The organism is Streptomyces sp. A3M-1-3, assembly GCF_024213665.1.
Lineage (GTDB): Bacteria > Actinomycetota > Actinomycetes > Streptomycetales > Streptomycetaceae > Streptomyces.
The window spans coordinates 21,758-41,552 of sequence record NZ_JANAVP010000044.1; the positions used below are offsets into that span (position 1 = coordinate 21,758).

The 19,795-nt window shown below is 71.6% G+C and carries 18 protein-coding genes and 1 pseudogene; 10 read left to right on the forward strand and 9 right to left on the reverse strand.

Annotated features, from left to right (window positions below; genetic code table 11):
- Positions 1-57 precede the first annotated feature (57 nt).
- Entirely contained in the window at positions 58-321 is a 264-nt protein-coding gene (locus NLX86_RS32145; RefSeq protein ID WP_254375347.1) for a hypothetical protein, read from the forward strand.
- 8 nt (positions 322-329) lie between these two features.
- Here NLX86_RS32145 and NLX86_RS32150 read toward each other — a convergent pair whose 3' ends face one another.
- The 3 genes and pseudogenes from NLX86_RS32150 to NLX86_RS32160 form a co-directional block, all read right to left on the reverse strand.
- Positions 330-1,562: a CaiB/BaiF CoA-transferase family protein gene (locus NLX86_RS32150; RefSeq protein WP_254375348.1), complete on the reverse strand. Its 1,233-nt coding sequence runs from the start codon at positions 1,560-1,562 to the stop codon at positions 330-332.
- A gap of 61 nt (positions 1,563-1,623) precedes the next feature.
- Positions 1,624-2,382, reverse strand: a pseudogene (locus NLX86_RS32155) (ABC transporter permease); the annotation flags it as partial.
- An 18-nt stretch (positions 2,383-2,400) separates the two neighbouring features.
- On the reverse strand, positions 2,401-3,363 hold the full coding sequence (locus tag NLX86_RS32160; protein WP_254375350.1) for an ATP-binding cassette domain-containing protein: 963 nt from the start codon (positions 3,361-3,363) through the stop codon (positions 2,401-2,403).
- 64 nt (positions 3,364-3,427) lie between these two features.
- Between NLX86_RS32160 and NLX86_RS32165 the strand changes: the two genes are divergently transcribed.
- Positions 3,428-4,159: a TetR/AcrR family transcriptional regulator gene (locus tag NLX86_RS32165; RefSeq protein WP_254375351.1), complete on the forward strand. Its 732-nt coding sequence runs from the start codon at positions 3,428-3,430 to the stop codon at positions 4,157-4,159.
- Between the two features lie 22 nt (positions 4,160-4,181).
- On the opposite strand, the gene NLX86_RS32170 is transcribed toward NLX86_RS32165, so the two are convergent.
- The 3 genes from NLX86_RS32170 to hmgA all read right to left on the reverse strand — a co-directional run bounded on the left by NLX86_RS32170 (position 4,182) and on the right by hmgA (position 7,582).
- On the reverse strand, positions 4,182-5,348 hold the full coding sequence (locus NLX86_RS32170) for a type ISP restriction/modification enzyme (protein WP_254375367.1): 1,167 nt from the start codon (positions 5,346-5,348) through the stop codon (positions 4,182-4,184).
- Positions 5,349-5,479: 131 nt separating this feature from the next.
- Positions 5,480-6,229 (reverse strand): GntR family transcriptional regulator, encoded by a 750-nt coding sequence (locus NLX86_RS32175; protein ID WP_254375352.1) that lies wholly within the window; start codon positions 6,227-6,229, stop codon positions 5,480-5,482.
- Positions 6,230-6,253: 24 nt separating this feature from the next.
- Positions 6,254-7,582 carry a homogentisate 1,2-dioxygenase gene (gene hmgA, locus NLX86_RS32180; protein WP_254375353.1) on the reverse strand — a complete coding sequence of 443 codons (1,329 nt, stop codon included), beginning with the start codon at positions 7,580-7,582 and terminating at the stop codon, positions 6,254-6,256.
- Between the two features lie 168 nt (positions 7,583-7,750).
- Here hmgA and NLX86_RS32185 point away from each other — a divergent pair, with 168 nt between their 5' ends.
- The 5 genes from NLX86_RS32185 (at position 7,751) to NLX86_RS32205 (ending at position 15,242) form a co-directional block, all read left to right on the forward strand.
- Positions 7,751-8,401: a TetR/AcrR family transcriptional regulator gene (locus NLX86_RS32185; RefSeq protein WP_254375368.1), complete on the forward strand. Its 651-nt coding sequence runs from the start codon at positions 7,751-7,753 to the stop codon at positions 8,399-8,401.
- A gap of 106 nt (positions 8,402-8,507) precedes the next feature.
- Complete coding sequence (locus tag NLX86_RS32190; RefSeq protein ID WP_254375354.1) at positions 8,508-10,757, forward strand: molybdopterin oxidoreductase family protein; 2,250 nt, start codon at positions 8,508-8,510, stop codon at positions 10,755-10,757.
- A gap of 322 nt (positions 10,758-11,079) precedes the next feature.
- Positions 11,080-12,492 carry an aldehyde dehydrogenase family protein gene (locus NLX86_RS32195; protein WP_254375355.1) on the forward strand — a complete coding sequence of 471 codons (1,413 nt, stop codon included), beginning with the start codon at positions 11,080-11,082 and terminating at the stop codon, positions 12,490-12,492.
- 18 nt (positions 12,493-12,510) lie between these two features.
- A complete protein-coding gene (locus NLX86_RS32200) occupies positions 12,511-13,590 on the forward strand; it encodes a Zn-dependent alcohol dehydrogenase (RefSeq protein ID WP_254375356.1) in 1,080 nt (359 codons plus the stop codon).
- 239 nt (positions 13,591-13,829) lie between these two features.
- A complete protein-coding gene (locus NLX86_RS32205; RefSeq protein ID WP_254375357.1) occupies positions 13,830-15,242 on the forward strand; it encodes an MFS transporter in 1,413 nt (470 codons plus the stop codon).
- On the opposite strand, the gene NLX86_RS32210 is transcribed toward NLX86_RS32205, so the two are convergent.
- Positions 15,212-16,006: an isocitrate lyase/phosphoenolpyruvate mutase family protein gene (locus tag NLX86_RS32210; protein ID WP_254375358.1), complete on the reverse strand. Its 795-nt coding sequence runs from the start codon at positions 16,004-16,006 to the stop codon at positions 15,212-15,214. The two genes, NLX86_RS32205 and NLX86_RS32210, sit on opposite strands and share 31 nt — an antisense overlap.
- A gap of 74 nt (positions 16,007-16,080) precedes the next feature.
- Positions 16,081-16,719, reverse strand: a complete 639-nt coding sequence (locus NLX86_RS32215; RefSeq protein ID WP_254375359.1) for a TetR/AcrR family transcriptional regulator C-terminal domain-containing protein — start codon at positions 16,717-16,719, stop codon at positions 16,081-16,083.
- 59 nt (positions 16,720-16,778) lie between these two features.
- On the opposite strand from NLX86_RS32215, the gene NLX86_RS32220 reads away from it, so the two are divergent.
- Together NLX86_RS32220 and NLX86_RS32225 are read left to right on the forward strand one after the other, a co-directional pair.
- Positions 16,779-17,939: an acyl-CoA dehydrogenase family protein gene (locus NLX86_RS32220; protein ID WP_254375360.1), complete on the forward strand. Its 1,161-nt coding sequence runs from the start codon at positions 16,779-16,781 to the stop codon at positions 17,937-17,939.
- A 97-nt stretch (positions 17,940-18,036) separates the two neighbouring features.
- Complete coding sequence (locus NLX86_RS32225) at positions 18,037-18,696, forward strand: TetR/AcrR family transcriptional regulator (protein ID WP_254375361.1); 660 nt, start codon at positions 18,037-18,039, stop codon at positions 18,694-18,696.
- On the opposite strand, the gene NLX86_RS32230 is transcribed toward NLX86_RS32225, so the two are convergent.
- Positions 18,687-19,148 (reverse strand): MaoC family dehydratase, encoded by a 462-nt coding sequence (locus NLX86_RS32230; RefSeq protein ID WP_254375362.1) that lies wholly within the window; start codon positions 19,146-19,148, stop codon positions 18,687-18,689. The genes NLX86_RS32225 and NLX86_RS32230 overlap by 10 nt on opposite strands.
- Before the next feature lie 119 nt (positions 19,149-19,267).
- Here NLX86_RS32230 and soxR point away from each other — a divergent pair, with 119 nt between their 5' ends.
- Positions 19,268-19,723 (forward strand): redox-sensitive transcriptional activator SoxR, encoded by a 456-nt coding sequence (gene soxR / locus NLX86_RS32235; protein ID WP_254375363.1) that lies wholly within the window; start codon positions 19,268-19,270, stop codon positions 19,721-19,723.
- Positions 19,724-19,795 lie beyond the last annotated feature (72 nt).

A 19,795-nucleotide genomic window follows, 5' to 3' on the forward strand; every position in this document is an offset into this window, starting at 1 on the left:
AGGGGCGATAGGGTTAACCTGCCCGGGCCGGGTGCCCTCGTACGGGTGGGGAGTGACATGGAACAAATAGCTATGCACAGCAGGGCGCGTGTGCCTGCTGTCACGTGTGGGAGCAGTGCGACCAGTTCGCGGCTCGACCGTCATCTCGCGGTGCTGGGCGGCCCTGCCGTACCCCAGCGCGAGGTGGCCGAGGCCACGTTGCTGATGCGGGAGCTCACCACGCGCGACATCGCGCACACCCGCCGGAGCAAGAGTGCGCGCGTCTCGCTCTTCGCGCCGCTGCGGCGCCTGCGCCGTTCGCTGTTCGGCAGCCGCGGCTGACATCGCGCTCAGGCGACCACGCCGTCCCGGCGCAGCGCTGCGATCTGTTCGCCCGTCATCCCCAGGGCGCGCAGCAGCCCGTCGGTGTGCTCGCCGAGCGCGGGAATCGCGCCCATGCGCGGTGCCGCGCCGCCCGGCAGCCCGATCGGCGGCAGCAGGGCCCGCAGCGGCCCGACCGGTGACTCCACTTCCCGCCAGCGGTCCTGGGCCGCGAGCTGCGGATGGGCGGCCAGATCGGCGACCGAGTTCAGCCGGGCACAGGCGATGCCCGCTCCTTCCAGCCGGATGACCGCCTCCTCGGTGGTCATGGTGGCCAGGGCCTGCCCCACCACCGTGTCGGTCTTCTCCCGGTTCGCGGTCCGGGCGGCATTGGTCGCGAACATCGGGTCGTCCGCCAACTCCGGTACCGACAGCACCTGTTCGGCGAGTCGGCGCCACTCCCGGTCGTTCTGCACCGAGAGCAGAACCTGCCCGCCGTCGTTCGTCGGGTAGGCGTCGTACGGCGCGATGACGGCGTGCGCCACCCCGGTGCGCGCCGGTGTTTCACCCCCGTGCATCACATGGTGCAGCGGGTGGCCCATCCACTCGGCGAGTGCGTCCAGCATGGAGATCTCGACCGGCCCGCCGAGGCCGGTGACCCCGCGCCGCAGCAGGGCGGCCAGGACCCCGGAGAACGCGTACATCGCGGCGGCGATGTCGGCCGCCGGGATGCCGGCCTTCACCGGCTGCTCCGGCGTCCCGGTCACCGACACCAGGCCCGCCTCGCACTGGACGAGCATGTCGTACGCGCGCTTGTGGGCGTACGGTCCGCCGGCGCCGTAACCCGAGATGTCCACCGCGATCAGCCGGGGGTGGCGGGCGCACAGCGTCGCGGCGTCCAGGCCGAGCCGGGCGGCCGCGCCCTGCGCCAGGTTCTGCACGAACACATCGGCGTCCGCGACGAGTTGGCTGACGACATCGAGGCCGCGCGGATCCTTGAGGTCGACCGCGAGGGACTCCTTGCCGCGGTTGGCCCAGACGAAGTGCGAGGCCAGACCACGTGCCGCCGTGTCGTAGCCGCGCGCGAAGTCGCCGCCGTCCCGGCGCTCGACCTTGATGACACGAGCGCCGAGATCGGCGAGCTGGCGGGTGGCGAAGGGTGCGGAGACGGCCTGCTCGACGGCGACGACGGTGATCCCGTCGAGCGGGAGCGGGAGCGGGAGGGGGAGCGGGAGCGGCTGCGGCGCGGGCTGGGTGCTCATGACAGCCGTACCTATCGTGTACAGGGCACCTTTGTCACCCCCGGCGCAGGCCGAGATCTTTTCAGCGACCGCCGCGCGCGTACTTTCGGGCCGCAAGCGGGACGAACACGGCCAGCAGCACCACCGACCAGCAGACCGCCCCGGCCACCGGGTGGGCGACCGGCCAGGCCGCTCCCGGAGCCGCTTCGGCGCCCGCGTTGCCGAACAGATCGCGGACGGCCGTGGCCACCGCGCTGATCGGGTTCCACTCGGCGATCGCGCGCAGCCGGCCCGGCAGGTTGTCCGTCGGGATGTACGCACTGGACAGCAGCGGCAGGATGAAGGTCGCGCTGCCCAGCTGGCCGGCCGCCTCCTCGTTCTGTACGAGCATCCCGAGGTACGCGCCGACCCACGAGGTCGCGAAGCGGAAGAGGAGCAGCAGCCCGAAGGCGCCGAGCGCCTCGAGCGCCCCGCCCTCGATCCGCCAGCCCACCGCCAGCCCCACCAGGATCAGCGGGACCATCCCGGCGGCGGTCGTCAGCAGATCGGCGGCAGTCTGCCCGAGCGGCACCGCCGCCCGGCTCATCGGCAGCGTACGGAAACGGTCCATCACGCCGCGGTCGGCGTCCTGCGCGGCCTGGAACATGCCGGTCATGATGCCGTTCGCGGCGGTCGCCGCCAGCAGTCCCGGCACCAGGAAGGCGCGGTACTCCTCGCCGGGCATGGCGAGCGCGCTGCCGAAGACGTAGCCGAAGAACAGCAGCATCGTGATCGGCATGGTCTGGGTGAGGATCAGCACGCCGGGGGCATGCCTCATCCGCTGGAGATGACGGCCGAGTACCGTCGTACACGATGCTGCTCATGCGGCATGCTCCTCGATCAAGGCGGGGCGGGCGGTCAGGCGCAGGAAGACCTCGTCCAGCGTCGGGGGGCGCAGGCTCGCGTCGATCACCGGCACGCCCGCCGCGTCGAGTTCGCGCACGAGGCGGGGGAGGGTGAGCGCGGGATCGGCCGCGACGGCCCCGGCGGTGCGGCGCTCGGGGTCGAGGACCGGTTCGGAGCCGGTGAGCTGGTCGAGGACGCCGGCGGCCGGGATCAGCGCCGACGCGTCGGCGACCACCACCTCCGCGTACGAGCCGATCCGCGCCTTGAGTTCGCCCGGGGTGCCAGTGACCGCGGCCCGGCCCTGGTCGATCAGGACGATGTCGTCGGCCAGTTGGTCGGCCTCCTCCAGGTACTGGGTGGTGAGCAGCACGGTCGTGCCCTCGCCCGCGAGTTCGCGCACCGCCGCCCAGATCTGGTTCCGGCTGTGCGGGTCGAGGCCGGTGGTCGGCTCGTCGAGGAACAGCACCGCGGGCCTGGTGAGCAGGCTGCCCGCGAGGTCGAGGCGGCGCCGCATACCACCGGAGTAGGTACGGGCCGGGCGGTCGGCGGCGTCGGCCAGTTCGAAGCGTTCCAGGAGTTCGTCGGCGCGCATCCGGCCCGACGCGCCCCTGAGCCTGAGCAGCCTCGCGAACAGCCGGAGGTTCTCGCGCCCGGTGAGATCGCCGTCGACCGAGGCGTACTGCCCGGTGACGCCGATGTTCCGGCGCACGGCGGCCGCATCGCGGACCACCTCGTGGCCGGCGACCCGGGCCGTGCCCGCGTCGGGGGCTGTGAGTGTGGTCAGGATCCGGACGGCGGTCGTCTTGCCGGCGCCGTTCGGCCCGAGTACCCCGCAGACCGTCCCCTCGGCGACCGCGAGATCGAGCCCGCTCAGGGCGTGCACCTCGCCGAAGCGCTTCTGGAGACCCTCACTAAGTACAGCGTACGTAGTCGTCATGGCAGCACCGTACCGCACTACGTACGGTGTACGTAACTAGGATGGTGCCCGAGGTGATGGATCCATGGCAGCCAGCGGGCGTCCGGCGGTACCCGAGGTCATCTGGGCACGCCCGGAACGGGCGGGGCGCGGTCCCCGGCCCGCGTACAGCCGCGCCGACATCGCGGCGGCGGCGGTGCGCATCGCCGACGCGGACGGTCTCGACGCCGTCTCCATGCGCCGGGTCGCCGCCGAGATCGGCTGCGGCACGATGTCGCTGTACAACTACGTGCCGCGCAAGGAAGACCTGTACGAGCTGATGGTCGATACCGTCAGCGGCGAGCACGAACTGCCCGAGGAGCCGTCCGGCGACTGGCGGGCGGACATGCTCGCGCTCGCGCAGCAGACCCGCGCGCTCATGCACCGGCACCCGTGGTTGCCCCGCCTGATGTCCCCGGTGTACGGCTTCAGCCCCAACGCGCTGCGCTATCTGGAGCACTGCCTCGCCTGCCTGGACGGCCTCGACGCCACCTTCGGAACGAAGATGGAACTCGTCGCGATGGTCAACGGCATGGTGACGACCTATGTGAGCAACGAACTCGCCACCGCCGAACGCAGCCGCTCACTGCCCTGGACGGAGGAACAGGACCAAGCGATGCGCGGCGCGTACCTGATGCGCGAGGTCAGGACGGGCAGGTACCCGCGTATGGCGGCCGCGTTCGCGGAGGACTCCGGGCCGATCGACCTGGACGCGTTCTTCGAGCGGGCGCTCGGGCGGGTGCTCGACTCCTTCGCGCGCGAGAGCCGGGGCACTTGAGGCCGTCCCCCTCACGGCAACCTCACAGCAGAGAGAACTGGCCTTCCGGGCCTTCCTCGTGGTGGTCGAATACGGAGGCGGGGCGCCGGGCGTCGGCCGGCACCGGCAGCACACCGGCGCGCCGCAGCTCCGCCCGCGCGACCTGGGACCCGTCGGTCAACTCCGCCCGCAACTCCTCCTGCTGCGGCCTCAGTTCGTACAGCAGTCCCAGTACGGTGATCAGCTCCAGCAGTTCGGACGTCCACTCCTGGAGCCACGCGGCGGGGCGTACCGCCTCCAGCGTGCCCGGCTCGCCCCGCCCGGTCCGGCGCTCGAACCACGCCTGAAGGACCCGCACTCCGGACACATGGAAGTCCCAGGCCCCCGCCGGAACCGGCGAGACCCGTCCCTCGCCCAGCTGAAGCACCTCCTCCTCGCGGTCGTACAGCAGCTCCGCCGGATGGGCGGGGATCGCGGCCCGTACGTACGGCCGCCGGCCGCCCGGCATCCGGGGCCGCTCCCCGCCGCGTGCCCCGCGCAGCTGGAGGGCCAGCATCCGGTGGCCCAACCCGACTCCGCGTTGCCAGAGTTCGCGGTCGGCCGGCAGCGGTACGGCGCAGCCCTCCGGGGTGGCCCGGGCCGCCGCCATGGCCCAGGTGAACACGTCCTGCGGGGTGACCTCCTGCCCGTACCGGCCGCTCAGCGACGGGAGCAGGCCGGGCGTGAGATTCGGCTCCAGCCCGCCGGGGCGGCGGTACAGCGGGCGGATACGGCCCGGGCGCCCGGCGGGGGAGCGGCCGGCCGGCAACAGGGCGGTGGCCGGCAACGCGGGTCCGCCGGCCTGGGGCACGTAACCCTGCTCGACGGCGAAGAGCTGCCGGTCGTCCGCGACGCGCCACAGCTCGGGGCGGGCGACGTCGATCAGCCGGTGGTCGGGGAGCAGCCACTGCTCGTCGAAAGGCCCGTACAGCACCCGGACCGGATCGGGGCAGGGGCCGTTCTCGCGGGCGAACCGGCCGGTGGAGGTCGGCTGGCCGGGCAGTGCGGCGACGGAACTCTGCGGCGTACGCGCCCTGCTGGGGTCGAAGAGCCGTTCGCGCTCCGCCCCTTCGGCGCGGACGAGCCGGTCCCAACGGGTTCGCAGGGAAGCGGCGTCCGGGGCCAGCGGCCAGGAGCGGCCCAGCCGCATCGGGGCCACGGACCACGGCATGAGTTCGTCGAGCAGCGGGGGATCGTCACTCTCCGCGCGCCGTGCCGTCACCGTGCCACCCTCCCCGTGGGCTTGCGTGCCGGGCCTTCCCTCCGGCGCCCCGCATGGTATCCACGCCACCGGACCGGAGGTCAGTGCGCATCCATGGTGACGGTGAAGGAGAACCGGTCGCCCCGGTATCGGATGCGGGCGACATCGACGACCTTTCCCTCCTCGTCGTACGTCACACCGGTGTAGTGCAGGATCGGGCTCAGCAGCGGCACGTGCAGCAGTTCCGCCGTCGGCGGGTCGGCCAGCCGCGCCTCGACGGTGTCGGTGATCCGGCTGATCCGTACACCGACCGCGTCCCGCAGCACCTTCGTCATCGGCCAGCGCTCCAGGTCGGCGAGGTCGATGGCGGCGGCGAGTTCGGGACGGACCGCGTTCTCGGCCCAGTTGGTCGGCTCACCGCTGTCACCGTCGCGGCGCAGCCGCTTGTACGTGACCACCTCGGTCAGCCCGGGGAAGTGCTCGGCGAGGTCACCCGGCACCGGGACCGGGCCGTGGCCCAGCACGGTCGTGTGCTCGCCCGACTGCTGGGCCACGATGGCGTCCACCGAGCCCAGCAGCCGTACCGGGGCGCCGCGCTGGGCCCCCGGCTCGATAAAGGTGCCGCGCCGCCGGTGCCGGCTGATCAGGCCCTCCTGCTCCAGTTCCTTGAGGGCCTGGCGCATGGTGAGCACGCTGACGCCGTAGTGCTCGGCGAGCTGCTCCTCGGTGGGCAGGCGCAGCGAGGCGTCCGGAGTGCGGCCCAGTATCGAGGCGCGCAGCGACTGCGAGACCTGGTACCAGAGGGGCAGCTTCCGGTTCAGGACCAGCGAGTCCGGGGCAAAGGCGGTCACGGCGTGCTCTCCGTACGTACGTACTTACTTCGACCTGAAGTGGCGCTGGAGACCCTGCCACACGTTGTCGTACCCGCGCTGGAGATGGTCTGCGGCCGCCGCCTGCCCGGTCGCCGTCACCGGCCAGCGCGTCTCGAACATGAAGGCGAGACCGTCGTCGATCTTCTGCGGCACGAGCTCGGCCGCGCTCGCCCGGTCGAAGGTCTCGCGGTCCGGTCCGTGCGCGGACATCATGTTGTGCAGCGAGCCGCCGCCCGGGAGGAAGCCTTCCGCCTTGGCGTCGTACGCGCCCTCGATGAGGCCCATGAACTCGCTCATCACATTGCGGTGGAAGTACGGCGGCCGGAAGGTGTCCTCGCCGACCAGCCAGCGGGGTGCGAAGACGACGAAGTCGACGCCCGCGAGCCCGGGGGTGTCGGACGGCGACGTCAGGACCGTGAAGATCGACGGATCCGGGTGGTCGTAGCTGATGGTGCCCAGCACATTGAAACGGCGCAGGTCGTAGACGTACGGCACATGGTTGCCGTGCCACGCGACGACGTCGAGGGGCGAGTGGCCGTAGCTCGCGGTCCAGAGGTTCCCGCAGAACTTGTTGACCACCTCCACCGGTCCTTCGGTCTCTTCGTACGCCGCGACGGGCGCGAGGAAGTCCCGGGCGTTGGCGAGGCCGTTGGCGCCGATCGGGCCCAGGTCGGGGAGGGCGAAGGGCTGCCCGTAGTTCTCGCAGATGTAGCCGCGGGCCGTGTCGTCGAGGAGCTCGACGCGGAAACGGACGCCGCGCGGGATCAGGGCGACGTGGCCGGGCTCGGCACGCAGCAGCCCGAACTCCGTGCGCAGCAGCAGCCCGCCGCGCTCGGGGACGATCAGCAGCTCGCCGTCGGAGTCGCTGAACACCCGCTCCGTCATGGAGGCGTTGGCGCAGTAGAGATGAATCGCCATCCCGGTGCGCTGGGTGGCGTCGCCGTTGCCGCCGAGCGTCCAGAGACCGGCCAGGAAGTCGGTGCCGGGCGCGGGTTCGGGCATCGGATTCCAGCGCAGGCGGTTGGGGTCGGGGACGGTCTCGGTGAAGGGCGCGGTGCGCAGGGCGCCGTTGTCCATCCGTACGGACGCGGGATGGGCCGCAGAGGGCCGGATCCGGTAGAGCCACGAGCGGCGGTTGTGCGCGCGGGGCTCGGTGAAGGCCGAGCCGCTCAACTGCTCGGCGTACAGGCCGAGCGGGGCGCGCTGGGGTGAGTTCCGTCCGTGCGGCAAAGCGCCTGGTACGGCTTCCGAGCTGTGCTCATTGCCGAAACCGGAGGAGTACGCCAGTCCCTCCGCCGCTTTCCTCGCCTGCTCGGTGTCACCAGTGCCCATCACGTGCTCCTGCCGCTCTGAAGGAATCCTATGCATGACCGTAGGATTCCTGGGCTGCCACGTCAACGGGGGCGTGCCGCTGCGACGTGCCGCTGTGACGATTCCGGTGCGCGAGGGGTTCCAGAAGTTGAACCATGTACTGCTCTCGCGATCCAGGGGAGCGGCATGATGGACCGCGTGCCCCACGCGAAGTCTTTCCGCCGCACGCCCGTCCAGCAGCGCAGCGCCGCGCGGCTGACCCGCATCCTCGACGCGTGCGCCGAACTCCTCGACGAGACGGGGTACGAGAATCTGAGCACCCGTGCCGTGGCTCTGCGCGCAGGCGTCCCCATCGGCTCCGTCTACCGCTTCTTCGGCAACAAGCGCGCGATGGCCGACGCCCTCGCCCACCGCAACCTGGAGCATTACGCCCAGCGCGCCGCCGCCCGGCTCGAGGCCCTGCCCAGGACCGACTGGCGCGGCGCCATCGACGCCGTACTCGACGAGTACATCGCCATGAAGCGCACCGTCCCCGGCTTCGCGCTCGTCGACTTCGGCGTCCCCGCCCCCGCCGAAAGCGCCGCCCCTGCCGACAGGGCCACCGAAAGCGCCGACGACGCCGACACCAACGGCCTCGTCGCCGGCCGGCTGACCGACCTGATCGCCGCGCATCTGGGCCGCGCGGCGGACGACAGGCTGCGCCGCACCGTCCTCGTCGCGGTCGAAGCCACCGACGCGCTGCTCCAGCTCGCCTTCCGCATCAGGCCGTCGGGTGACCCCGAACTGATCGCCGAGACCCGGGAGCTTCTCCATGCGTACCTGGCCCGGACGCTCGGCTGACCACCCCCTCACTCTGTAACCCACAGCCTCTCCCCAACGTGCCTACCGGTCGGTATGCTCGCTGTTCTCGCGCGCCACCGCTGCCGCCGCCCCCGGGAGGGCCCCGATGTCTCACCACGACGCAGCCCGCACAGCCCTGCGCATCTGCCCACTGTGCGAAGCGACCTGCGGACTCACCCTCACCATCGAGGGCACACGGGTCACCGGCGCCCGCGGGGACCGCGACGACGTCTTCAGTCAGGGGTTCATCTGCCCCAAGGGCGCGTCCTTCGGTGAACTCGACGCGGACCCCGACCGGCTGCGCATGCCGCTCGTCCGGGAGGACGGCAGGCTCCGGGAGGCGAGCTGGGACGAAGCGTTCGACGCCGTCGCCGCCGGACTGCGGCCGCTGATCGAGCAGTACGGGCCGAACGCCGTAGGCGTCGTACTCGGCAACCCGAACGTCCACACCATGGCCGGCGCCCTCTACCCGCCCGTACTCCTCTCCACGCTGCGCACCCGCAACCTCTTCACCGCCGGCACCCTCGACCAGATGCCCAAGCACGTCTCCAGCGGGCTGCTCTTCGGCAGCCCCGTCGCCATCCCGGTGCCCGATCTGGACCGCACGGACCACCTCCTTCTCCTCGGTGCCAACCCGCTGGAGTCCAACGGCAGCCTGTGCACCGCGGCCGACTTCCCCGGCAAGCTCAAGGCCCTGCGCCGCCGCGGCGGCAAGCTGGTCGTCGTCGACCCGCGCCGCACCCGTACGGCCAAGCTCGCCGACCAGCACCTGGCCATCCGGCCCGGCACCGACGCGCTGCTGCTGGCCGCGCTCGCCCAGGTGCTCTTCGAGGAGAAACGCACCGAACCGGGGCGGCTCGAACAGCACGTCGAGGGCATGGACGAACTCCGGGAAGCGATACAGCCGTTCACCCCCGAGGCCGTCGCCGAGGCGTGCGACATCCCGGCCGACGAGATCCGTACGATGGCCCGCGAACTCGCCGCCGCCCCCACCGCCGCCGTGTACGGCCGGGTCGGCAGCTCCACCGTCGAGTACGGCACCCTGGCCAACTGGCTGGTGGACGTACTCAACATCCTCACCGGCAATCTCGACCGCCCCGGCGGCGCCCTCTTCCCCCTCGCCGCCACCGACCGGGCCCCGCGCCCCGCCGGGCCGGGCAAGGGCTTCGCCCTCGGCCGCTGGCAGAGCCGCGTCAGCGGCCACCCCGAGGCCAAGGGTGAACTGCCCATGGCCGCGCTCGCCGAGGAGATCGAGACCCCCGGGGAGGGACAGATCCGCGCGCTCATCTCGCTGGCGGCCAACCCCGTGCTGTCCGCACCCGACGGCAACCGTCTCGACGCGGCGCTGGCCGGCCTCGACTTCATGGTCAGCGTCGATCCGTATCTCAACGAGACGTCGCGCCGTGCGCATGTCGTCCTGCCCCCGCCGCCGCCCTCGCAGAGTGCGCACTACGACTTCGCCTTCTCCGCGTTCGCCGTACGCAACCAGGTCCGCTACACCCGGCCCGCGGTCCCCCTGGAGGAGGGCCGGCTCGACGAGAGCGAAATCCTCGCCCGGCTGATCCTCGCCGCCAGTGGCATGCACGGCGCCGAGCCGTCCGCCGTCGACGCCATGGTGATCGAGAGCACGCTCGCCAAGGCCGTCGCCGACCCGCTCTCGCCCGTGCACGGCCGGGACGCGAAGGAACTCGCCGCGCAGCTCACGGGCCGCACCGGCCCGGAGCGACGGCTCGACCTGATGCTGCGCCTCGGCCCGTACGGCGACGGCTTCGGCGCCCAGGGCGGCAGTACGCACGGACTCACCCTCGACCGGCTCCTGGCCCACCCGCACGGCATCGACCTCGGCCCCCTCGAGCCGCGCGTCCCGGAGGTCCTCAAAACCCGCAGCGGCCGCATCGAACTCTTCCCCGCGCCGATCGCCGCCGATCTGCCGAGGCTGCGGCGCGCCCTCGGGGAGCGGGCAGCCTCACTCGTGCTCGTAGGCCGCCGCCATCTGCGCTCCAACAACAGCTGGCTGCACAACGTCCCCGCCCTGGGCGGCGGCACCAACCGCTGCACCCTCCAGGTGCACCCCGAGGACGCCGCCCGGCTCGGTCTCGCCGACGGCGCGACCGCGCGGATCACGGCGGACGGCGGCGCGCTCGATGTCCCGGTCGAGGTGACGGACACCGTACGCACCGGGGTGGTGAGCCTGCCGCACGGCTGGGGCCACAACCGGCCCGGGACGCGGATGAAGGTCGCCGCCGCCAGCCCCGGGGTCAACGTCAACCAGCTGCTCGACGGCAGCCGGCTGGACCCCCTCTCGGGCACGGCTGTCCTCAACGGTTTCCCGGTCGAGGTGGCGCCGATTTCCTGACCGGGGGAGTGACCTGGGGTTTTGCGCTTATTGCTCGCGCGTCAACATCTTGTTAACGCCGACTTTGCCGACCTGACGTCGTCGCACCGCCAGCTTTGGCGGGAGGTCAACGGGATCTTGCGAGGCTTCCCGGCCCCGTCGTCGGCACGGCCGTTCCCTCCGCGACCGACATCCTCACCGCCTATCTGCCGGTCATCGGCGAACACCGCGGTATCTCGCCCTCGGTCATCGCGCATCGCTTCCGATGGGAGGCACTGGCGCCGGAAAACTATCATCGCTAGTTTATAGCGTGGACGACCCACGGCGGCACTGGAGGCATGCGATGAAGGCCCATGACGGGATGTACATCGACGGGGACTGGCGGCCCGCCGTCGGTCCGGACACCATCGCGGTCGTGAACCCGGCCGACGAGCAGGTCATCGGCCAGGTACCGGCCGGCACAGCCGAGGACGTCGACGCGGCCGTACGTGCGGCGCGCGCCGCACTCCCCGGCTGGGCCGCGACGCCGCCCGCCGAGCGCGCCGCCCGGATCGCCGCCCTGCGCGATGTGCTCGCGGCCCGCAGGGAGGAGATCGCCGAAACGGTCACCGCCGAACTCGGCTCCCCGCTCGGCTTCTCGCAGATGGTTCACGCGGGAGTGCCGATCGCCGTCGCCGGATCGTATGCCGAACTCGCCGCCTCGTACTCCTTCGAGGAGAAGACGGGCAACTCCACGGTGCTGCTGGAGCCGGTCGGCGTGGTCGGCGCGATCACCCCCTGGAACTACCCGCTGCACCAGATCGTCGCCAAAGTGGCACCCGCGCTCGCCGCCGGCTGCACCGTCGTCCTCAAGCCCGCCGAGGACACCCCGCTGACCGCACAGCTCTTCGCCGAAGCAGTGCACGAGGCGGGTGTCCCCGCAGGGGTGTTCAACCTGGTCACCGGTCTGGGCCCGGTCGCCGGGCAGGCGCTCGCCGAACACGAGGGCGTCGACCTGGTCTCCTTCACCGGATCCACCGCGGTCGGCCGGCAGATCGGCGCGACGGCCGGCGCGGCAGTCAAGCGCGTCGCCCTGGAGCTCGGCGGCAAGTCCGCCAACGTCATCCTGCCGAGTGCCGACCTGGCCAAGGCGGTCAACGTCGGCGTGGCCAACGTCATGTCCAACTCCGGCCAGACGTGCAGCGCGTGGACCCGCATGCTCGTCCACCGGGACCAGTACGACGAGGCCGTCGCCCTCGCCGCCACGGCCGCCGCCAAGTACGTCGCCGGCGACCCGCACAACCAGGCCAGCCGCCTCGGCCCGGTCGTCAACGCCAAGCAGCACAGCCGGGTGCGCGGTTACATCGCCAAGGGAATCGAGGAGGGTGCGCGGGTCGTCGCCGGCGGTCCGGACTCGCCCCACGAGCGGGGCTACTACGTCACCCCGACGGTCTTCGCGGACGTCACGCCCTCGATGACCATCGCGCAGGAGGAGATCTTCGGCCCGGTCCTGTCGATCCTTCCGTACGAGGACGAGGACGACGCCCTGCGCATCGCCAACGGCACCGTGTACGGCCTCGCCGGTGCCGTCTGGGCAGCCGACGCCGAGGAGGCGGTCGCCTTCGCCCGCCGGATGGACACCGGCCAGGTCGACATCAACGGCGGGCGGTTCAACCCGCTGGCTCCCTTCGGCGGTTACAAGCAGTCGGGCGTCGGCCGGGAACTCGGCACGCACGGCCTTGCCGAGTACCTCCAGACCAAGTCCCTGCAGTTCTGAAAACGCCGGAGAGTCAACGTGGTCCGCGCCGCCATCCTGCCCGCCGTCGGTTCTCCCCTGGAGATCGCCGAAATCGAACTGCCCGAGCCCGGCCCCGGCCAGGTGCGGGTGCGTCTCGCCGCCGCCGGGGTCTGCCACTCCGACCTGTCACTCTCCAACGGCACCATGCGCGTGCCCGTCCCGGCGGTCCTCGGCCACGAGGGCGCGGGCACGGTGGTGTCGGTCGGGGAGGGCGTCGGCCATGTCGCCCCCGGTGACGGCGTCGTCCTCAACTGGGCGCCGTCCTGCGGAACCTGCCGCCACTGCGGACTCGGCGAGGTGTGGCTGTGCGCAAACGCCCTCGCCGGGGTGGGCAACATCCACGCCCGTACGGCCGAGGGCACCGAGCTCCACCCCGGCCTGAACGTCGCCGCGTTCGCCGAGGAGACCGTCGTCGCGGCGAACTGTGTCCTGCCCGTCCCGGACGGCATCCCGCTCACCGAGGCCGCGCTGCTCGGCTGCGCGGTCCTGACCGGTTACGGAGCCGTCCACCACTCCGCGCAGGTCCGCCCCGCCGAGTCGGTCGCGGTCTTCGGCGTCGGCGGAGTCGGCCTGGCCGTGCTCCAGTCCGCGCGCATCGCCGGTGCCGGACCGGTCGTGGCCGTCGACGTGTCCCCGGCGAAGGAGGAACTGGCGCGTGCCGCCGGCGCCACCGAGTTCCTGATCGCGTCGGACACCACGGCCAAGGAGATCCGGGGGCTCACCGGCGGGTACGGCGCGGATGTCGCCGTCGAGTGCGTCGGCCGCGCCGCGACCATTCGTACCGCGTGGGAGTCCACTCGCCGCGGCGGCCGCACCACGGTGGTCGGGATCGGCGGCAAGGATCAGCAGGTGACGTTCAACGCGTTGGAGATCTTCCACTTCGGCCGCACGCTCTCCGGCTGTGTGTACGGCAACTCCGACCCGGCCCGTGACCTTCCGATACTCGCGGAGCACATCCGGGCGGGCCGCCTCGACCTGAACTCCATGGTCACCGAGCGGATCTCCCTCGACGGCATCCCGGCCGCCTTCGACAACATGCTCGCGGGCAAGGGCGGCCGCGCCCTGGTCGTCTTCTAGCCCCTTCCCGGCCGGTTCCCGGAGCCGTCCAGCCGCCCCTTCCAGCACCCCGGCCGCCCCGCGCGGCCGGGGCACTCGTGCTGCCCCGCCGACACGGCGTACCGGGCGGTACGCCGTGATCAAACTGCTGCTGTGCAGGCTGTTGACCTCCGTACCAGCCGGTCGGTACGGTCCCCGCAATCTCATCACAGCGCCGCCCCCCCTCCGTCCCCCGCACCCACCATCGGAGTGTGCACCGCATGGACACGGCAGCTTCCCCATCGACCGGCACCACCGCGCCGGCCCTCACCGACAGGAACCGGCGCAAGGTGGCCACGGCCGCTGCTCTCGCCTCCGCCGTCGAGTGGTACGACTACTTCGTCTTCGGCATCGCCGCCGCCCTCGTGCTCGGCGATCTGTACTTCCCGGCCGGCAGCTCCTCCGCCGGAGTCCTCGCCGCCTTCGCCACCTTCGCGGTCGGCTTCCTCGCCCGCCCCGTCGGCGGCATCATCGCCGGTCAGCTGGGCGACAAGCGCGGCCGCAAGCCGATGCTCGTCCTCGCGCTGACCCTGATGGGCGTCGCCACCACCGGCATCGGGCTGCTGCCCACGTACGAGACGATCGGCATCGCCGCTCCGGTGCTGCTCGTCCTGCTGCGCGTACTGCAGGGCATCGCGGTCGGCGCCCAGTGGGGCGGTGCGATGCTCATGGCCACCGAGTACGCCCCCGAGGGCAAGCGCGGCCTCTACGGCAGCCTCGTCCAGCTCGGCGTCCCGATCGGCGTGGTGACCGCGAACACCGTGTTCCTCATCGCCGGCGCCACCACCAGCGACAGTGCCTTCGCCGCCTGGGGATGGCGGCTGCCGTTCCTCGTTGGCGTGCTGGTCCTCGTCCTGGCCTGGTACATCCACACGCGCGTCGAGGAGACCCCCGCCTTCCGCGAGGCCGAAAAGGCCCTGGCCGAACAGGAGAAGGGCGAAGCTCTCCCCCAGCCTTCGGCCGGGGGGACCCCCATCTCGCTTCGCTCGCCGCTGCGCACGATTCTGCGCAGTCATCTCGGCACGGTCTTCCTGGCCGGCGGCTCCTTCGCCGTCAACACCGCGACCTTCTACATCATCATCACCGGCGTGCTCGACTACGCGACCCGCGAACTCGAGATGAAGCGCAGCGCGGTCCTCGCCGTCTCGCTCTGCGTCAGCCTCACCCAGCTGGTGCTGATACCCGCCGCGGCGGCCCTCTCCGACCGTGTCGGCCGACTCCGCATCTACGCCTTCGGCGCGGTGGGCCTGCTGGTCTGGGCGGTGCCGCTGTTCCTGCTCATCGACACCGGCTCGCTGCTCTGGCTGGGTGTGGGCACGTTCGTCACCAGCTGCTTCCTGAGCATCATGTACGGGCCGCAGGCGGCGCTCTTCGCCGAGCTGTTCACGGCGGAGATGCGGTACACCGGCGCCTCACTCGGCTACCAGATCGCGGCCGTGTTCGGCGGCGGGCTCGCGCCGTTCGTGATGGTGCTGCTGCTGGAGGCCACCGGCACCTCGATGGCGGTGTCCGGCTACATCATCGGCCTCGCGGTCATCGCCCTGATCTCCATCCGCATCCTGTCCCGGCGGGCCGGCGCCGGCCGGCAGGCGAACGCCGCGCCTCAGGAGGAGAACGCTCCCGCCCAGGCCTGAGCCCGGTCGTACGAGGGCAGTTCGCCGAGGTCCGCGGCCTCCGCATCGCCGCGGGCGACGGCACGGGCCAGTTCCACGGCCCCGTGTACGGCGGCCCGGAAGAGCAGCGAACCGGTGCTGATCCGGGCCACGCCCAGCTCGGCGAGGCGCGCGACGGTCAACCCGCCAGGCGCGAAGAGGATGTTGAGCGGGAGCGTCAGCTCCCGCGCGAGGGCGCCGATGGTCCGCTCGTCCTGTAGCCCCGGGACGAACAGACCGTCGGCGCCTGCCTGCTGGTAGGCGGCGAGACGTTCGCTTGTCCGCTCCCGGTGGCCGGGCAGCCAGTACGTGTCGGTGCGCGCGTTCACGAACAGCTCGGGCGCCGCTTCCTTGACGGCCCGGATCAGCTCGCACTGCTCCTTGGCGTCGGCCAGCGACCCGTCCGGGCGGCCGTCCTCGATGTTCACCCCGGCGACCCCAGCCCGTACGAGCTCGGCCGCGAGCGCGGCGACCTCGGCCGGCTGCTCGCTGAAGCCGCCTTCGATGTCCACGCTCACCGGCACGGCCAGCCGGGCCAGACCGCGCCCCAGCCGCAGGGTCTCCTCGCGGGTGTCACCCGTGGCGTCGGGCTTCCCGGCGGCCGAGGCGACTCCGAGGCTGGTCGTCCCGATGGCCGCGAACCCGGCCTGCGCGAGCGCGGCGGCGCAGGCGTGGTCCCAGGCGTTGGGCAGCAGCAGGGGTGCACCGGGCCGGTGCAGGGCACGGAACTCCTCGTAACGGCTCATGAGCGATCACCCTCCAGTAGGACGTCAGTACGTCAGTACGTCAGTACGTCAAGGAACGGGCAGGCGGCCGGCCGTCACGCGCGCGCCAGCTGCTCGTACTGCACCGCCAGGCCGTCGATCAGGGCCTTCAGGCCCGTTTCGAACGCGCCCTCGTCCACCTGCTGCCGGCGCTCCGCCAGGAGATGGGCCTGCCCGAGGTGGGGATAGTCCGCCGGGTTGTACGCCGCCTCGTCGTCGACGAAACCGCCGGCGAAGGAGCCGAGGGCCGAGCCGGTGATGAAGTACCGCATCAGGGCCCCGATGTGGGTGGCCTGGGCGGGCGGCCAGCCCGCCTCGACCATCGCGCCGAACACCGCGTCGGCCAGCCGCAGTCCGGCCGGGCGGCGGCCCGGGCCCTGGGCCAGGACCGGGACGATGTTCGGGTGCGCCCGCAGGGCGGCGCGGTAGGAGACGGCCCAGTCGTGCAGCGCGGTGCGCCAGTCGCGGCCGTCCTCGAACATCGACAGGTCGACCTGGGCACTGACCGTGTCGGCAACGGCGTCGAGGATCTCGTCCTTGTTGCGGAAGTGGTTGTAGAGGGACGGCCCGCTGACACCGAGCCCGGCGGCGAGCCGGCGCGTGGAGACCGCCTCCAGCCCTTCGGCGTCCACGAGTGCGCTCGCCGCGTCGACGATGCGCTCTCTGCTGAGGAGGGGCTTGCGTGGGCGGGCCATGCGGCACATAGTAGGGCCTGCCGCCAATAAACTAGCAGTGTTAATTAAACGAGGTGCCGATGAACCTGGAGCTGAGCGATGAGCAGGCCGCGGTGCGCCGGCTGGCCAAGGACTTCGCCGACCGCGAGATCACCCCGCACGCGGCCGCGTGGGACCGGGCCGAGAGCGTGGACCGCGGCATCGTGAAGAAGCTGGGCGCGCTGGGGTTCCTCGGCCTCACCATCCCCGAGGAGTGCGGCGGCTCCGGCGGCGACCACCTCTCGTACGCCCTGGTCACCGAGGAGCTGGGCCGCGGCGACTCCGCGGTGCGCGGCATCGTCTCCGTATCGCTCGGGCTGGTCGCCAAGTCGATCGCCGCGTGGGGCAGCGAGGAGCAGAAGCGGCAGTGGCTCCCCGGCCTGACCTCGGGCGACCAGGTCGGATGCTTCGGCCTCACCGAGCCCGGCACCGGGTCCGACGCCGGCCATCTGGCCACCCGGGCGGTGCGGGACGGCGGCACGGCCGGGGACTGGGTCATCAACGGCACCAAGATGTTCATCACCAACGGCACTTGGGCCGATGTGGTGCTGCTCTTCGCCCGTACGAACGACACGCCCGGCCACAAGGGCGTCAGCGCCTTCCTGGTTCCCACCAACACCGCCGGGCTGACCCGCCGCGAGATCCACGGCAAGCTCGGCCTGCGCGGCCAGGCCACCGCCGAACTGGTGCTGGAGGACGTCAGGGTCCCCGCCTCGGCGGTGATCGCGCCGGAGGGCAAGGGCTTCTCGGTCGCGATGTCGGCGCTCGCCAAGGGGCGGATGTCGGTGGCCGCCGGCTGCGTCGGCATAGCCCAGGCCGCGCTGGACGCCGCCGTGAGGTATGCGGCCGAGCGCGAGCAGTTCGGCAAGTCGATCGCCCACCACCAGCTGGTGCAGGAGCTGATCACCGACATCGCGGTGGACGTGGACGCCGCCCGGCTGCTCACCTGGCGGGTCGCCGACCTGATCGACCGCGGCCTGCCGTTCGACACCGAGGCGTCCAAGGCGAAGCTCTTCGCGTCCGAGGCCGCGGTGCGCGCCGCGAACAACGCACTCCAGGTCTTCGGCGGCTACGGCTACATCGACGAGTACCCGGCCGGCAAGCTGCTGCGCGACGCCCGCGTGATGACGCTGTACGAGGGAACCAGCCAGATCCAGAAGCTGGTGATCGGCCGCGCCCTCACGGGGGTCTCGGCGTTCTGAGCCGATCAGGGGACCCCCGGGAGGCCGGTCAGAGCTAAGCGCTTGCTCACCTTCAGGGTAGGGTGTCAGTCCGGCTGAGGGTGGAAGGGGTAAGCGAATGGGCATCGCGGAGGAGACCGGCGGCGAGGACGCGCCGTGGGGCGAGGTCAGCCCCGAGGCGGCCCGCAGGCTGCTCGTCGCCGCCGTCGAGGCGTTCGCCGAGCGCGGCTACCACGCGACCACGACTCGCGACATCGCGGGCAGGGCCGGGATGAGCCCGGCCGCGCTCTACATCCACTACAAGACCAAGGAAGAGCTGCTCCACCGGATCAGCCGGATCGGGCACGACAAGGCGCTCGAGATCCTGGAGAGGGCCGCCGGCGGTGAGGGCACGCCGACCGAGCGGCTCGACGACGCCGTGCGTTCGTTCGTCCGGTGGCACGCCGGGCGCCATATGACCGCCCGCGTCGTCCAGTACGAACTCGAAGCCCTCGGCCCCGAGCACCGCACCGAGATCGTCGCGCTGCGCAGGCAGAGCGACGCCGCCGTCCGCCGGATCCTCGACGAGGGCGTGCAGGCGGGGGAGTTCGAGGTGCCCGACGTGCCGGGTACCGCCGTCGCCGTGCTGTCGCTCTGCATCGACGTGGCGCGCTGGTTCAAGGTGGACGGGCGCAGAACGCCCGACGAGGTCGGCGCGCTCTACGCCGACCTCGTGCTCCGTATGGTCGGAGCGCGGCGTACGGGCCCGGAGTCCTGGCAGCAGGCGCCTCAGAAGTAGAAGCGGGAGACCGACTCCGCCACGCACGCCGGCTTGTCGCCGCCCTCACGCTCGACCGTGATGGCGGCGGTGATCTGCACGCCGCCGCCCGCCTCGGTCACGTCCTTGATCACGCCCGTTGCGCGCAGCCGGGAGCCGACGGGCACGGGGGAGGGGAAACGCACCTTGTTGGTGCCGTAGTTGATGCCCATCTTCATGCCCTCGACCCGCATGATCTGCGGCACCAGGGTGGGCAGCAGCGAGAGCGTCAGATAGCCGTGCGCGATGGTCGTACCGAAGGGGCCGGCCGCTGCCTTCTCCGGGTCCACATGGATCCACTGATGGTCGCCGGTGGCGTCCGCGAACAGGTCGATCCGCTTCTGGTCGATCTCCAGCCATTCGCTCTCGCCCAACTGCTCGCCGACCCCGGCGCGCAGCTCCTCGGCGGACGTGAAGATCCTCGGCTCTGCCATGGCCCTGCCTCTCTGGCTTTCCATCTACATGTCCATGTCCCACTACATGTCTAAGCGCTTGCTCAGCATGGTTGGCCTCCTGTGTAATTGTCAACGGACTGCGGAGTAGGGTTCGAGGAGTGCCGCAGATTCCAGAGAAGATCCACGAGCTCACGGTCGGCCAGCTGTCCGCGCGCAGCGGCGCCGCCGTCTCCGCCCTGCACTTCTACGAGGCCAAGGGCCTGATCAGCAGCCGCAGGACAGCCGGCAACCAGCGCCGCTACAGCAGGGACGCGCTGCGTCGCGTCGCATTCGTACGCGCGGCGCAGCGCGTCGGCATCCCTCTGGTCACCATCCGGGACGCGCTCGCCGAGCTGCCGGACGAGCGCACCCCCACCCGCGAGGACTGGGCGCGCCTCTCCGAGGCATGGCGCGCCGAACTCGACCAGCGCATCCAGCAGTTGGGGCGGCTGCGGGACCACCTCACCGACTGCATCGGCTGCGGCTGCCTCTCCCTGGACACCTGTGTGCTCTCCAACCCGGACGACGTGTTCGGCGACCGCATGAGCGGTTCGCGCCTGATGGCCGAGCGCTAGGGTCTGTTGCGAAAGTGCTGGTCGCAGAAGTGCGTTGTCGGTCGTGTTGTGCTTGCATACCCCGGTGAATCG

Bases quoted from the DNA above. Each gene is read 5' to 3' on its own strand.
- NLX86_RS32150 (WP_254375348.1), bottom strand. From the start codon at position 1,562: ATGAGCACCCAGCCCGCGCCGCAGCCGCTCCCGCTCCCCCTCCCGCTC.
- NLX86_RS32170 (WP_254375367.1), bottom strand. From the start codon at position 5,348: ATGCCGTGGTCCGTGGCCCCGATGCGGCTGGGCCGCTCCTGGCCGCTG.
- NLX86_RS32230 (WP_254375362.1), bottom strand. From the start codon at position 19,148: ATGGCAGAGCCGAGGATCTTCACGTCCGCCGAGGAGCTGCGCGCCGGG.
- NLX86_RS32195 (WP_254375355.1), top strand. From the start codon at position 11,080: ATGAAGGCCCATGACGGGATGTACATCGACGGGGACTGGCGGCCCGCC.
- NLX86_RS32220 (WP_254375360.1), top strand. From the start codon at position 16,779: ATGAACCTGGAGCTGAGCGATGAGCAGGCCGCGGTGCGCCGGCTGGCC.
- NLX86_RS32215 (WP_254375359.1), bottom strand. From the start codon at position 16,719: ATGGCCCGCCCACGCAAGCCCCTCCTCAGCAGAGAGCGCATCGTCGAC.
- NLX86_RS32190 (WP_254375354.1), top strand. From the start codon at position 8,508: ATGTCTCACCACGACGCAGCCCGCACAGCCCTGCGCATCTGCCCACTG.
- NLX86_RS32160 (WP_254375350.1), bottom strand. From the start codon at position 3,363: ATGACGACTACGTACGCTGTACTTAGTGAGGGTCTCCAGAAGCGCTTC.
- NLX86_RS32185 (WP_254375368.1), top strand. From the start codon at position 7,751: ATGGACCGCGTGCCCCACGCGAAGTCTTTCCGCCGCACGCCCGTCCAG.
- NLX86_RS32165 (WP_254375351.1), top strand. From the start codon at position 3,428: ATGGCAGCCAGCGGGCGTCCGGCGGTACCCGAGGTCATCTGGGCACGC.
- NLX86_RS32210 (WP_254375358.1), bottom strand. From the start codon at position 16,006: ATGAGCCGTTACGAGGAGTTCCGTGCCCTGCACCGGCCCGGTGCACCC.
- NLX86_RS32225 (WP_254375361.1), top strand. From the start codon at position 18,037: ATGGGCATCGCGGAGGAGACCGGCGGCGAGGACGCGCCGTGGGGCGAG.
- hmgA (WP_254375353.1), bottom strand. From the start codon at position 7,582: ATGGGCACTGGTGACACCGAGCAGGCGAGGAAAGCGGCGGAGGGACTG.
- NLX86_RS32205 (WP_254375357.1), top strand. From the start codon at position 13,830: ATGGACACGGCAGCTTCCCCATCGACCGGCACCACCGCGCCGGCCCTC.
- NLX86_RS32145 (WP_254375347.1), top strand. From the start codon at position 58: ATGGAACAAATAGCTATGCACAGCAGGGCGCGTGTGCCTGCTGTCACG.